The organism is Nocardia pseudovaccinii NBRC 100343 (assembly GCF_001613225.1).
Classification (GTDB): domain Bacteria; phylum Actinomycetota; class Actinomycetes; order Mycobacteriales; family Mycobacteriaceae; genus Nocardia; species Nocardia pseudovaccinii.
On the sequence record NZ_BDBY01000304.1, the window covers coordinates 1 to 13,377 of the forward strand.

At 66.1% G+C, this 13,377-nt stretch carries 13 protein-coding genes and 1 pseudogene; 10 read left to right on the forward strand and 4 right to left on the reverse strand.

Annotated features, from left to right (window positions below):
* Window positions 1-30: 30 nt before the first annotated feature.
* From NP3_RS50835 to nuoN, 7 genes and pseudogenes are all read left to right on the forward strand, one after another.
* Window positions 31-222: pseudogene (locus NP3_RS50835) on the forward strand (NADH-quinone oxidoreductase subunit H); the annotation flags it as partial.
* A gap of 297 nt (window positions 223-519) precedes the next feature.
* The gene (gene nuoI, locus NP3_RS50840; protein WP_281197650.1) at window positions 520-1,077 is read left to right on the forward strand and encodes an NADH-quinone oxidoreductase subunit NuoI; all 558 of its coding nucleotides are present in this window, start codon (window positions 520-522) and stop codon (window positions 1,075-1,077) included.
* Window positions 1,074-1,943: an NADH-quinone oxidoreductase subunit J gene (locus NP3_RS35580; protein ID WP_063046115.1), complete on the forward strand. Its 870-nt coding sequence runs from the start codon at window positions 1,074-1,076 to the stop codon at window positions 1,941-1,943. The genes nuoI and NP3_RS35580 overlap by 4 nt, the downstream gene beginning before the upstream one ends.
* Window positions 1,940-2,239, forward strand: a complete 300-nt coding sequence (nuoK, locus tag NP3_RS35585; protein WP_062982135.1) for an NADH-quinone oxidoreductase subunit NuoK — start codon at window positions 1,940-1,942, stop codon at window positions 2,237-2,239. Before NP3_RS35580 ends, nuoK begins: the two co-directional genes overlap by 4 nt.
* A gap of 1 nt (window position 2,240) precedes the next feature.
* Window positions 2,241-4,127 (forward strand): NADH-quinone oxidoreductase subunit L, encoded by a 1,887-nt coding sequence (gene nuoL, locus NP3_RS35590; protein WP_063046116.1) that lies wholly within the window; start codon window positions 2,241-2,243, stop codon window positions 4,125-4,127.
* The gene (locus NP3_RS35595) at window positions 4,124-5,743 is read left to right on the forward strand and encodes an NADH-quinone oxidoreductase subunit M (RefSeq protein ID WP_063046117.1); all 1,620 of its coding nucleotides are present in this window, start codon (window positions 4,124-4,126) and stop codon (window positions 5,741-5,743) included. Before nuoL ends, NP3_RS35595 begins: the two co-directional genes overlap by 4 nt.
* Entirely contained in the window at window positions 5,740-7,350 is a 1,611-nt protein-coding gene (gene nuoN, locus NP3_RS35600; protein ID WP_063046118.1) for an NADH-quinone oxidoreductase subunit NuoN, read from the forward strand. Before NP3_RS35595 ends, nuoN begins: the two co-directional genes overlap by 4 nt.
* 49 nt (window positions 7,351-7,399) lie before the next feature.
* Here the strand turns inward: nuoN and NP3_RS35605 are convergent, their stop codons facing one another.
* The 3 genes from NP3_RS35605 to NP3_RS35615 all read right to left on the reverse strand — a co-directional run bounded on the left by NP3_RS35605 (window position 7,400) and on the right by NP3_RS35615 (window position 9,138).
* A complete protein-coding gene (locus tag NP3_RS35605; RefSeq protein WP_063046119.1) occupies window positions 7,400-7,963 on the reverse strand; it encodes a GNAT family N-acetyltransferase in 564 nt (187 codons plus the stop codon).
* Between the two features lie 16 nt (window positions 7,964-7,979).
* Window positions 7,980-8,717: an SDR family NAD(P)-dependent oxidoreductase gene (locus NP3_RS35610; protein WP_063046120.1), complete on the reverse strand. Its 738-nt coding sequence runs from the start codon at window positions 8,715-8,717 to the stop codon at window positions 7,980-7,982.
* 100 nt (window positions 8,718-8,817) lie between these two features.
* Window positions 8,818-9,138 carry a cupin domain-containing protein gene (locus tag NP3_RS35615; protein WP_063046121.1) on the reverse strand — a complete coding sequence of 107 codons (321 nt, stop codon included), beginning with the start codon at window positions 9,136-9,138 and terminating at the stop codon, window positions 8,818-8,820.
* Window positions 9,139-9,202: 64 nt separating this feature from the next.
* Here NP3_RS35615 and NP3_RS35620 point away from each other — a divergent pair, with 64 nt between their 5' ends.
* Window positions 9,203-10,612, forward strand: coding sequence for an aminotransferase-like domain-containing protein (locus tag NP3_RS35620; RefSeq protein ID WP_063046122.1), 1,410 nt, complete (start codon window positions 9,203-9,205; stop codon window positions 10,610-10,612).
* A gap of 139 nt (window positions 10,613-10,751) precedes the next feature.
* Here the strand turns inward: NP3_RS35620 and NP3_RS35625 are convergent, their stop codons facing one another.
* On the reverse strand, window positions 10,752-11,582 hold the full coding sequence (locus NP3_RS35625; protein ID WP_063046140.1) for an alpha/beta fold hydrolase: 831 nt from the start codon (window positions 11,580-11,582) through the stop codon (window positions 10,752-10,754).
* Window positions 11,583-11,945: 363 nt separating this feature from the next.
* Here NP3_RS35625 and NP3_RS35630 point away from each other — a divergent pair, with 363 nt between their 5' ends.
* Entirely contained in the window at window positions 11,946-12,536 is a 591-nt protein-coding gene (locus NP3_RS35630; protein ID WP_063046123.1) for a TetR/AcrR family transcriptional regulator, read from the forward strand.
* The gene (locus NP3_RS35635; protein ID WP_063046124.1) at window positions 12,533-13,372 is read left to right on the forward strand and encodes an alpha/beta fold hydrolase; all 840 of its coding nucleotides are present in this window, start codon (window positions 12,533-12,535) and stop codon (window positions 13,370-13,372) included. The genes NP3_RS35630 and NP3_RS35635 overlap by 4 nt, the downstream gene beginning before the upstream one ends.
* Window positions 13,373-13,377: the final 5 nt, after the last annotated feature.

The window sequence follows — 13,377 nt, forward strand, 5'->3', positions numbered from 1 at the left end:
GCCATGTTCATGATGGCCGAATACATCAATATGGCAACGGTTTCCGCGCTCGCCACCACGCTGTTCCTCGGTGGCTGGCACGCACCGTTCCCGATCAACCTGTGGGACGGCGCTAATTCCGGTTGGTGGCCCGCGCTGTGGTTCATCGCCAAGATGTGGACGTTCCTGTTCGTGTTCATCTGGTTGCGCGGCACGCTGCCCCGCCTGCGCTACGACCAGTTCATGAATCTCGGCTGGAAGCTGCTGATTCCGACGTCGCTGCTGTGGGTGATGCTGGTCGCCACCGCCCGGGTGCTGCAGAACGAGGGCTACCGGATCCAGACGCCGCTGTTGGTGATCAGCGGAATCATCATTTCCGGACTGATCGTGCTGATGTTCCTGCGGGCCGGACGCAAACAGAGCGCGCCGCCCACGGCCGAGGAACCCGCCTCGATGGAATCGGGCACCTCGGTCTTCCTCGGCTTCCCGACGCCACCGCTGCCGGATCCATCGACGCGGCGCCCGGAACCCGAGGCGGGGCTGCTGGAACCGTTGAAAGGCTTCGCGGTCACCTTCCTGACCATGTTCAAGAAGCCCAATACCGAGTCCTATCCGGAACAGAAGGTGCCGACCGCGCCCCGCTATCACGGCCGCCACCAGCTCAATCGGCATCCGGATGGTCTGGAGAAGTGCATCGGCTGCGAGTTGTGCGCGTGGGCCTGCCCCGCGGATGCGATCTACGTCGAGGGCGCCGATAACACCGAGACCGAACGCTTTTCGCCCGGCGAACGCTACGGACAGGTCTACCAGATCAACTATCTGCGCTGCATCGGCTGCGGATTGTGCATCGAGGCATGCCCGACCAGGGCACTGACCATGACCAACGAGTACGAGATGGCCGATGACAATCGCGCCGATCTGATCTACGAGAAGGACCGGCTGCTCGCCCCGCTGCAGCCCGGTATGACCGCACCGCCGCACGCGATGTATCCCGGTGCGACGGAAGGCGATTACTACCGCGGCAATGTCCCCGGCGGTGAAAGCGGTTCCGATACCAGGAAGCCCGCCGCCGCGGGCGCGGAAGGAGGCGTGCGGTGACCGAACTCATTCTGGCCGCCGAGCCACTGACCCACACGTCCATCGGCGAGGCAGTCCAATTCTGGATCCTCGGCCCATTCGCCGTGATCGGCGCCCTCGGTATGGTTTTCGCGGGCAAGGCCGTGCATTCGGCCATCTGCCTGGCCGCCACCATGATCGTGCTCGCGACCTTCTATATGGCACAGGACGCGCTGTTCCTCGGCGTCGTGCAGATCGTCGTCTACACCGGCGCGGTCATGATGCTGTTCCTGTTCGTGCTCATGCTGGTCGGCGTCGACTCTCCCGAATCGCTCGGGGAAACACTGCGCGGGCAGCGGCTCGCCGCGGCCGCGGTCGGACTCGGCTTCGGGCTGCTGCTGATCAGCGGTATCGCCAACGGCATCCGCAACTCCGGAATCACCTATCCGGCAAAGGGATTCGCATATCAGGACGTGATCGGCCAGCTCGCCGAACTGATCTTCGTCCGCTATGTGTGGGCCTTCGAACTCACCGGCGCACTGCTCATCACCGCCACCATCGGCGCGATGATCCTGGCGCACCGGGAGAATTTCGGGCCGCGCCTGGATCAGCGGGAGCTCTCCCGCCGCCGCTTCCGCGCCACTTACGACCCGGCCCGGCCCTCCGATCGAGCGACCCCGCTGCCGACGCCCGGTGTGTACGCCAGGCACAACGCGGTCGATATTCCGGCGCGGCTGCCGGACGGATCCTTCGAGGAGTTGTCGGTCAGCACCATCCTGCGGCATCGCCGCACCAGGGCGCTCACCGAGGCGGCGGTCATCTCAGTCGGCACGACCCCGGCCTTCGCCTCGGAAGTCGAGGAGCCCGAAACCCCCGCCCGCGAGGCAGACGAGGAAGGCAAGCGGTGAATCCTGAGAACTACCTGTTCCTGTCCGCCCTGCTGTTCACCATCGGCGCGGCCGGTGTGCTGCTGCGGCGCAACGCCATTGTGGTGTTCATGTGCATCGAGCTGATGCTCAATGCGGTCAATCTCGCCTTCGTCACCTTCGCCAGGCTGCATTCGAATCTGGACGGTCAGGTGTTCGCGTTCTTCACCATGGTGGTGGCCGCGGCCGAAGTCGTCGTCGGACTGGCCATCATCATGACCATCTTCCGCACCCGCCGTTCGACCTCGGTCGACGACGCCAACCTGCTGAAGTTCTGACGTGGATACCGCAACGCTCTGGGTGCTGCCCGCACTGCCGCTGGCCGGTGCCGTCGTGCTGCTGCTGATCGGACGCTACAGCGATAAGTGGGGGCATCTGCTCGGCTGTGCCACCGCGCTGGCCTCGTTCGGCTTCGCCGTCGTCGCGTTCTTCCACATGCTCGACCGTGCTGATGCCGCCCGCGCAATCCACAAGGACTTTTTCAGCTGGGTCCCCGTCGACGGGTTGCAGGTGGACTTCAGCCTCCAATTGGACCAGCTGTCGGTGTGTTTCGCGCTGCTGATCACCGGCGTCGGATCGCTGATCCACATCTATTCCGTCGGCTATATGAACCACGATCCGGGTCGGCGGCGGTTCTTCGCCTACCTGAATCTGTTCCTGGCGGCCATGCTGCTGCTGGTGCTGGCGGACAACTACCTCGTCCTGTACCTCGGCTGGGAAGGCGTCGGTCTGGCCTCCTACCTGCTGATCGGTTTCTGGTACCACAAGCCGACCGCGGCGACCGCGGCCAAGAAGGCGTTCGTGGTCAACCGGGTCGGTGATATGGGGCTGGCGATCGCCATGTTCACCATGTTCGCGACTTTCGGCTCGATCGACTTCGGCTCGGTGTTCGCGACCGCGCCGCAGGCGGGCGAGGGCACACTGACAGCGATCGGGTTGCTGCTGCTGCTGGCGGCGTGCGGTAAGTCCGCGCAGGTCCCGCTGCAGTCCTGGCTCGGTGACGCCATGGAGGGTCCGACACCGGTGTCCGCGCTCATCCACGCGGCCACCATGGTGACGGCGGGTGTGTACCTCATCGCGCGCTCCGGGCCGATCTTCGATCTCGCGCCCAACGCACGACTCGGAGTCGTGCTCGTGGGTGCGGTGACGCTGCTGTTCGGTGCGATCGTCGGTTGCGCGAAGGACGACATCAAGAAGGCACTCGCGGCGTCCACCATGAGCCAGATCGGTTACATGGTGCTCGCCGCAGGCCTCGGCCCGGCCGGATACGCGATCGCCATCATGCATCTGCTCACCCACGGCTTCTTCAAGGCCGGGCTGTTCCTCGGTGCCGGATCGGTCATGCACGCGATGGACGACGAGACCGACATGCGCCGCTATGGCGGACTGCGAAAACTGCTACCGGTCACCTACGTCACCTTCGGGCTCGGCTATCTGGCGATCATCGGCGTGCCGCCGTTCGCCGGATTCTTCTCCAAGGATCGGATCATCGAGGCGGCGTTCAACCAAGGCGGCGCCAGCGGTTTGGCACTGGGTGCGGTCACGCTGTTCGGTGCCGGGCTGACCGCGTTCTACATGACGCGCGTGATGATGCTGACGTTCTTCGGCGAGCGTCGCTGGAAGCCGGACACCCACCCGCACGAGGCACCCGCGGTGATGACCGGCCCGATGATTCTGCTCGCGATCGGTTCGGTGGCCGCGGGTGGGCTGTTCGTCTTCGGGTCGTCGCTGCAGAACTGGCTCGAACCGGTGGTCGGGGCGCATCACGGCGAGGAGGTCGTGCCCGCGGGTGTGGTGACCGTCCTGGCGCTGCTGGTGGTCGCCGTCGGAATCGGCTTGGCCTACAACCAGTTCGCGCAGCGCGAGATTCCCGAGACCGCACCGGAAGCGGTGTCGGCGTTGACGATCGCGGCTCGCAAGGATCTCTACGGCGACGCGGTCAACGAGGGCGTATTCATGCGTCCCGGTGCGTATCTGACCCGGTCGCTGGTCTTCCTCGACAATCGCGGCATCGACGGGATCGTCAACGGGACCGCCGCGCTGATCGGCGGACTGTCCGGGCGAATCCGGAAAGTGCAGTCCGGCTTCGTCCGGTCGTATGCCCTGTCCATGTTCACCGGCGCGGCACTGGTGGCCGCCGCCCTGCTGGCAGTGAGGCTCTGGTGAGTGACTTTCCCTGGTTGACCACACTGTGGTTGTTGCCGGTTGTCGGCGCGGTGGTGGTGCTGCTGTTGCCCGCGTCGCAGCGCACTCTGGCACGCGGGCTGGCATTCGTTGTCGCATTGGCGGTACTGGTGCTCGGCATCGTATTGGCCGTGCGCTTCGAACCCGGTGGGGCGCAATATCAGTTCGTCGAATCGCACGAGTGGATTCCGGCCTTCGGCGCGGGGTACACGCTCGGGCTGGACGGGATCGCGCTGGTGCTGGTGCTGCTCACCGCGGCGCTGGTACCGCTGCTGATCCTGGCCGGGTGGAACGATGAGCGCGAGGTCGGCAGCGGGCGGCGGGTGTCGCACACCTATGTCGCGTTGATGTTGCTCGTCGAGGCGATGGTGCTCATTTCCTTTGTCTCGCTCGACATTCTGCTGTTCTACGTGTTCTTCGAGGCGATGCTCGTCCCGATGTACTTCCTCATCGGCGGATTCGGGCCGCGCAGTGCCGATCTCGCCCACCGCCAGCAGCGCTCGCGGGCGGCAGTGAAATTCCTGCTGTACAACCTGTTCGGCGGTCTGATCATGTTGGCCGCGGTGATCGGGTTGTATGTGCTCACCGCGCGGCAGGGCCTCGGATCCGGATCGTCTGGCACCTTCGATTTCCGCACCGTGGTGGCGGCGGCCAATGCCGGACAGCTCGGTGCCGGTCCGGCGGTGCTCAATGCGCTGTTCCTCGGGTTCATGTTCGCCTTCGCGGTGAAGGCGCCGCTGTGGCCGTTGCACACCTGGCTGCCGGATGCGGCGGTGGCGGCGACGCCGTCGAGTGCGGTGTTGATGATGGCGGTGGTCGACAAGGTCGGCACCTTCGGCATGTTGCGCTACTGCCTGCTGCTGTTCCCGGATGCCTCGGGAACCTATGCGCCCCTGGTGATCACGCTCGCGGTGATCGGCATCATCTACGGCGCGCTGCTGGCCATCGGACAGACCGATGTGATGCGGCTGATCGCCTACACCTCGATCTCGCACTTCGGATTCATAATTCTGGGGATCTTCGCGATGACCAGTCAGGGGCAGACCGGGGCCACGCTCTACATGGTCAATCACGGCATCTCGACTGCGGCACTGTTCCTGATCGCGGGATTCCTGGTGTCGCGCAGGGGCACTCGGGCCATCGCCGCCTATGGCGGGGTGCAGAAGGTGGCGCCGGTGCTGGCGGGCACCTTCTTCATCGCCGGTCTCGCCACCCTGTCACTGCCCGGACTGGCACCCTTCATCAGCGAATTCCTGGTGCTGCTCGGCACATTCAGCCGGTACGGATTCGCGGCGGTGATCGCGACCGGTGCGCTGGTGTTGGCCGCGCTGTATGTGCTGTGGATGTACCAGCGGATGATGACCGGACCGGTCAAGGAGGGCAACGAGCGCCTCTATGATCTGGTGCCGCGTGAGCTGGCGGTGGTGGTGCCGTTGATCGCGGCGCTGCTGTTCCTCGGTATCTATCCGAAACCGGTGCTGGACTTCATCAATCCCGCGGTCGGTCAGACGCTTACCACCATCGGCGTCCATGATCCCGCGCCGAAGACGCCCGCGATCCCCGCAGCGGGGGCCGATCACGGAGGTGCCCACAAATGAGCAGTCTGCTCGCGGCGAGTATGCCCGCACCGAGCATCGAATACGCCAAGTTGTCGCCGATGCTGATCGTGTTCGGGGTGGCAGTGGTCGGCGTGCTCGTCGAGGCGTTCGCGCCGCGTCGCCACCGGTACGCCATCCAGGTGCCGCTCGGGATGGCCGGGTTGGTGGCGGCGCTGGTCGCGGTGGTGCGGTTGTCCGGGACCGAGGCGACCGTGATGGTCGGCGCGGTGGCGATCGACGGTGTCACGCTGTTCTTGCAGGGCACGATTCTGGTGGTGTCGATTCTGGCGCTGCTGTTCATGGCCGAACGCGGTGCCGAGCCGCGGCCGCGGGTGCGTTCCGGTCCCGGGACGTGGAGTGTTGCCGCGGCTGCCGTCGGGGGTGGGGTGGACGCGTTCACCCCGCAGGCCTCCGCGGTACCCGGTAGCGCGGGTGAAATGGCGGCGGTCCGTGCGGGTGTCGCGACCACCGAGGTATTCCCGCTGACCATGCTCGCGATCGGTGGGTTGCTGCTGTTTCCGGCGTCGAACGATCTGCTGACCATGTTCGTGGCGTTGGAGGTATTGTCTCTGCCGCTGTATCTGCTGTGCGGGCTGGCACGGCGCAAGCGGTTGCTCTCGCAGGAAGCCGCGCTGAAATACTTTCTGCTCGGGGCGTTTTCGTCCGCGTTCTTCCTCTATGGCGTTGCGCTGCTGTACGGGCAGGCGGGGACGGTCAAGCTCGGTGGGATCGCGGATGCGATAACCCAGCATCCGCAGAACACCACCCTGGCGTTGCTCGGTGTGGCAATGCTGGCGGTGGGGCTGCTGTTCAAGATCGGCGCGGTGCCGTTCCAGTCCTGGGTGCCGGACGTGTATCAGGGCGCGCCCAGTTCGGTTACCGGATTCATGGCCGCGGCCACGAAAATCGCCGCAGTCGGTGCGCTGCTGCGGGTGCTGCAGATCGCCGTGCCCGGTCTGCGTGACGACTGGCGTCCGGTGCTCGCCGCCATTGCCATCGCGACCATGGTGATCGGCGCGGTCATGGCGATCACCCAGACCGACGTCAAACGCATGCTCGCCTACTCCTCGGTCGCGCATGCCGGATTCATCCTGACCGGTCTGGTTGCCGCGAACGAGGCTGGTACCTCGGCGATCCTGTTCTATCTGTTGGCGTACGGCCTTGGCACCCTCGGTGCGTTCGCGGTCGTCAGCTTGGTCCGCGATGCCGACGGTGACGAGGCCACCGCGATGTCACAGTGGGCCGGCCTCGGCCGCCGCTCCCCCTGGCTGGCAACGGTTTTCGCCCTGTTCCTGCTCTCGTTCGCGGGCCTGCCGCTCACCGGTGGCTTCGTCGCCAAGTTCGCGGTCTTCCAAGCCGCCGCCTCCGGCGGCGCCAGCTACTTGGTGATCGTGGGTGTCATCTCCAGCGCCATCGCCGCCTTCTTCTACATCCGCGTCATCGTCCTGATGTTCTTCACCGACCCGCCCACCGACGCCCCGACCGTCGCGGCACCATTCCTCACCACCACAGTCGTCGCATTCACCACGGGCGCCACCGTCCTGCTCGGCATCATCCCGCAAATGCTGCTCGACTTGTCCGACCGCGCATCAACTTTCGTCCGCTGATTCCCGCACGACATCGCCGCACCCGACTCGGGTGCGGCGATGTCGCGTTTCAGGATGTGCCCGAGTCGCGTGTGGCGGCGTAGAGGAGCATGTCTCGTCGGGTGCCGCCGAGCTCCTCGTAGCTGTGTAGCAGACCTTCGCGGAGGTATCCGCCGGATTCCGCGACGCGGATCGAGCCGGTGTTCCATGGCTCGATATAGAGCTCGATGCGGTGCACAGTGGGGATGGTCCAGGCAAAAGTTGTCAGGGCTTGTAGTGCGGCCCCAGCGAATCCACGGCCACGATGTCCCGGAGAGACCGAATAGCCAACTGCCGCTCGGCCTTTCGCGAGGTTTTGCAGCCAAAGACCGATCCCGCCGACAGCGTTGCCGGTTTCGGCGTCGGCTATGGCGAAGGAGAAACCGATTCCTTCGGCGTGCCTGCCCCGTTGACGGTGCACCCAGTCCAGTGCCTCGGTAGCGGTCGGGAAAGCGGGCAAGCTCCCGATCAACGGAATGTACGGGTCCGCGCCCATCTCGATCGCGAGGTGGGCGTCGGCTTCGGTGTACTCCCGCAGGATGATCGGGCCGCGGGTCGGTGGCGTGTCTGGCCACGGTGGTAGCTGCCGTGTCATGTGTCCCCCTAGCGGATCAGTGCAGGTATGAGGCTCCGTTGACATTCAGGATCGCCCCGGAGCTCCATATTGCTTCCGGTGACGCGAGATAGCGGACGGCGGAGGCGATTTCCTCGGGTTGGGCGACGCGGTCGAAGGGGCTCTGAGCGCGGACCTCGTCGGTGACGCGGGACGCGACGCGTTCGGTCGCTACGAAGCCCGGTGCCACCGAGGCAACCGCGATTCCGTAGGGAGCCAGATACACCGCGAGCGATTGGCCCAGCGCGTGGACGGCTGCCTTCGTGGCACCGTAGGCGGGATAGTCGGGTTCACCGCGGAATGCGCCGCGGGAGCCGAGATTGACGATGCGACCGGGCACCTCGTTATCGATCATGTGACGTGCGGCGCAATAGGAGACATTGGCCGTGCCGAAAAGGTTGACGTCCATGGTCTTGCGCCACACCTGCTGCCATTCCGGGTACGAGGTTTTCGCGAGGGGGTGCGGAAGGTTCACCGCCGCGTTGTTGACCAGCACGTGCAGGGTCCCGAGCCCCTCGACTGCCGCCGCGACGATCGCGTCGGCCGCTTCCGGCGAACCGATATCGCCTTCGACGAGGACATGCCCGTCCCCCGGTAACCGCCGCAACGTCTCCTCGGCATCGGCGCGCCCGGAGGAGTAATGCACCGCCACCCGGTCGCCGTTCTCGGCGAATGCCACCGCAACCGCCCGCCCGATCCCCCGCGAAGCCCCCGGCACCAACACACCACGACTCATCCCCTCACCCTGCCACGAACATTTCGCTGCTCTCATGTGTGGGGCGAGGTATCGCAACGGGCTCGGAGCCGGATGAGCTTGCGTCCGGCTCCGATCGTGCTCAGTTGCCGTACTGTTCGGTTTCGGGGCGTTCGATCATGATCCCGTGAGCCGGTTCCTCGGCCACCGGCCGATGCTCGACTCCGCGCGGAACGACGAAAATCTCACCGGGACCGAGCGTCACCGGCTCGCGGTCCCGCAGTTCGATGCGGAAGGTGCCGTTCCAGCACAGAAATAGCTCGTCCTCGTCGTGGTGGTGCCATGGGAATGTGCCGTGGAAACGAGCGATGCGGACCACGGCGTCGTTGGCGATGGCCAGGTCCCTCGGCTGCCATGGTCCGGTCAGGTCGTCGATGACATCGGTGATGGAGATCTTGCTCATGACTTCATCCTCGCGACGACCGGGGTCGCGACCCTAGAGCCAATCGGGCAGAATTGGTTTGCATATGAAGCCAATTGAACTTGCCGACCGGCTCGGCCGCTGGTCCGCCGACCGCGGGCCGCTCTATTTGCTGTTGGCCGGGCGATTGCGGACGCTGATCGACGACGGTGAACTGCGGCCGGGTATGCCGTTGCCGCCCGACCGCGCGCTCGCGAAAGTACTTGCGGTAGGGCGCAGTACGGTCGTGGCCGCTTACGACCTGCTCAGCGTGGAGGGCCGGGTGGTGCGCAGGCAGGGCAGCGGCACCCGGGTCGCGGGACCCGCGGCAGTTCCGGCGCGCGAGACCACCCATTCTCCGGCGTTCCTGCAGTTGCTCGAACCGGACGCCGATGTCATCGCGCTCGCCTGCGCCGCCCCCGCGACACCGCCGCCCGAGGTGGCCCAGGCGTATCGGCACATCGTGCCCGAACTCGCCGCGGTCGAGGGCGATATAGGTTATCGGCCGACCGGACATCCGCTGTTGCGCAACGCGATCGCCGATCGATACCGGGCACGCGGCGTGCCGACCGATCCGGAACAGATTCTGGTCACCGGCGGCGGGCAGCAGGCGCTGTCGCTGCTCGCCCGCGCCCTGCTGCGGTCCGGCGACCGGATCCTGGTGGAAGCACCGACGTATCCCGGTGCGCTGGAGGCGTTTCGAGAGGTCGCGGCGATCCTGCAGACGGGTCCGGTGGGTCTCGGCGCGGTGACCCCGGCGGCGCTCGCGTATGTGGTGGCGTCCTACCAGAACCCCACCGGCGCGGTGCTTCCCGCGCTGGCCCGGCGAAGACTGGTCGAGTCGGCGAGAACGGCAGGGATGCCGCTGATCGACGACGAGGTGCTGACCGATCTCGGATTTCCGGGCACCGATCCGCCACCACCGCCGCTGGCGGCCCTGGACGAGTCGGTGATATCGGTCGGTTCGCTCAGCAAGATCGTCTGGGGCGGACTGCGTGTCGGGTGGGTGCGTGCACCGATCCCGGTCATCGCCCGGTTGGCCCGGCTGCGCGCCGTGCACGATCTCGGCGGCAATATCCCAGCGCAGTTGGCCGCCGCCTGGCTGCTGCGTGACCTCGACCGGTTGCGCGAGCGAATCACGCAGCAGCGCAAGGAAAGCCACGACGTGCTGGTGACCGAGCTGGGCGAGCGCCTGCCGGAATGGGAGGTCCCTCCAGTGTCCGGCGGCCAGACACTGTGGATCCGGCTATCCCGCGGGGATGGCACCTCCTTCGCTCAGCGAGCCCTGCGGCACGGCGTCGCGATCCTGCCCGGCGCCGGTCTCGACGCCTCTGGCGGCAGCAGCGATTACGTCCGAATCAGCTTTGTCGCCGATCCCGGCAGCCTGCGCGAGGCCGCATGCCGCTTGGCTGAGGCATGGCGGACCTACGAGCCTCCTCGCCAGCCCGACCCGGCGTCACCGACACTGGCCGTTTAGCATGACATGTCCGAGACGTGAACATCGTCTCAGCGTGGAAACATCACTGTGCGTCCGAGATACGGTGCTGGCCGGATCCGGTCCCGGCCTGAGCTGAGGCTTTCGATGTGACCGCACGGCATGCGCGAGTATGCCCCTGCTAAACGGCACCTCCGAGGACCTCACGCAACCGCACGGCGAAACCGGTTGGGTCCTCGACGAATCCGGTGTGTCCGCCGGGAAATACGGTCGGAGTCACCCCGACGGCTTCGCCGAGTGCCCGCGACGTGCGATCGCAGTGCTGGCCGGTCGATTCGGAGCCGATGCCGACTACCATGCGGGCCGGAGTCGATTGCAGCACAGCGATATTCGGCTCCCACGTGATGGTACCGCGCAGCTCGTGATCGAACCAGTAGCGCTCGCTGGCCAGCTGGCGCGGGTCACGCTCACCGCCGAACACCTGCTGTAGCACCGGTTCGGGCATCATGATGTTCGCGTTGGCCATGAACTTGCGCCACGCGCCGAGCACATCGCCGCTGCGGTAGGTGGCGATCACGTCATCGGTTCCGGCGCGCACCTGGTCGCGATCGTCGAGGAGTTCACCCAGCGGCGGTTCGTGGGCGACCACGGTGGTGACCAGGTCCGGCTGGGATTGGACCAGGGCCAATGCACTCACAGCGCCGCCGCTCGAGCCGAATACCACTGCGGGGCCGATGCCGAGGTGGGTGATGAGGCAGGCCAGGTCGTCGGCGCGCAGCTGCGGTGTCGAGTCCTGCTCCGGGTCGTCGAGGACGCTGCCCTGATGGCCGCGCGGGTCGGTGGTGAGTACGGTGCGGTCGGTGGCGAGCAGCTCCGCCAGCGGAGCGAAGGCCGCCGCATCCATCGGTGCACCGACCAATACGACCAGCGGTCCGGTACCGCGCACCTCGTAGTGCAGCCGCGCCCCGGGCACGTCCAGGGTGTGCGTGGTGGCGGTCGAAGTCGGGGTCATCAAGATCTCCTCGAACATGTAGTCATGGATCTGCCGAGAATGTTGACCGGACTGCCCGCACGAATTAATCGGTCCGCCACCAACCGCGACCACAACGGCTGCCGCGAATAATCAGTACGACAAGCTCGCCCTGCAAACCTTGGATGCCATCGTGCGCGCTCCACGACCCAGTCGCCGCGATCACTACATAACCGGCGCCCCACACCTTTCGAAAACCATTGGGAAGCCGCACAGTCCGCGATACCTGAATTCGCGACTTCACCGATCCGGAACCCCACACCCGAGCACTGGCACTCCACCACTTGCAGAACCTACGACTATTAGGTTATAAACTAGGCACCCTAGCTGAATAGAGGAGGTGTGATGTCGCCACGGGCCGGGTTGACCGCCGAGCGGATCACGCTCGCGGCGGCGGAACTCGCCGACGAGGTCGGCTTCGACAACATCACCGTCGCCGCGCTGGCCAGGAAGTTCGGCGTCAAGGACGCGAGCTTGTACTCGCACATCAAGAACCTCGAAGACCTGCGCAACCGGGTGGCCATGCTGGCAAGCGACGAGAAGACCGACCGCATCGCCGCGGCAGTTGCCGGGCGCGCGGGACGGGATGCGCTCGCGGCATTTGCCGACGAATGGCGCCGCTATGCCCTGGAACATCCCGGCCGCTATCGCGCCACCCAGATGCCGATGGACCCCGCCGTCGCCGCCGAATGGAGCGGTGGTTGGCGGGCCATCGATCTGACCTACCGGATGCTGCGTGCCTATGGCCTCGACGAACCGGATATCACCGACGCGGTTCGCCTGTTGCGCAGCACTTTTCACGGCTATGCCAACCTGGAGGCGAGCGGCGGTTTCGGCCATGCCCGCTCCACCGCCACCTCCTGGGACCGCATTATCGACGCCCTGCACATCACTCTCACCCACTGGCCGACCGACGAGAAAGCGAAATCGCAGTGAGATCCGAAACCCTGGAAGTGCCCGGCGCCACCCTGTATTTCGAGGTGCGTGGCACCGGCCCGGTGCTGCTCCTGCTGCCGGGCAGCGGCGGCGACGCCGGGATATTCGACCCGATCGCCGATACCCTCGCCGAGCACTTCACTGTTGTGGCCGCCGACCCGCGCGGGTATTCACGCAGCGTTCTGGACGCTCCCGAACCCGTCGATCAGCGGATGGACGTGCTCAGTGACGACGCGCGCCGTCTGCTCGAACACCTCACGCCCGCAAGCGAATTCGCCTACGTCGCCGGTGTCAGCGGTGGCGCGGTCGTTGCGCTCGACCTACTCGCCCGCCATCCGGAACGGCTGCGCCTGGTCGTCGCCCACGAACCGCCGTGCTTCGCGGTCCTGCCCGATGCGGACGTGCACCGGGCCATGGTCGAAGAGGTGGTAGAACTAGCCAGGGACCAGGGTCCCGCCGTCGCGGGCGGGCGCTTCATGCAAGCGGTCGGTGTCACCTCGAAGCCGCTGCCCAACGCGGCCGAGGTCCCGGCCCGCACCGCCGAAATGCTCGGCCGACTCATGGGCAACTCGTCGCTGATGTTCGCTCATGAACTGCGCGCGGTCACCGGTTATCGGCCCGATACGGCCGCACTCGCCGCTGTGGTGGACCGCCTCGTGCTGGCCGCGGGTCGGGAAACCCGTGGTCAACTCCCTTATCGGACCGCGGAAACCCTTGCATCCGAGTTGGGCCGACCGCTGGTCGAGTTCCCTGGTGGGCACAGTGGCGTGCGGGAAACTCCGGCCGAATTCGCTCGCGCTCTCTTGGCGGCGCTGACGGTCCCTGCTGATCGCTGACCCAC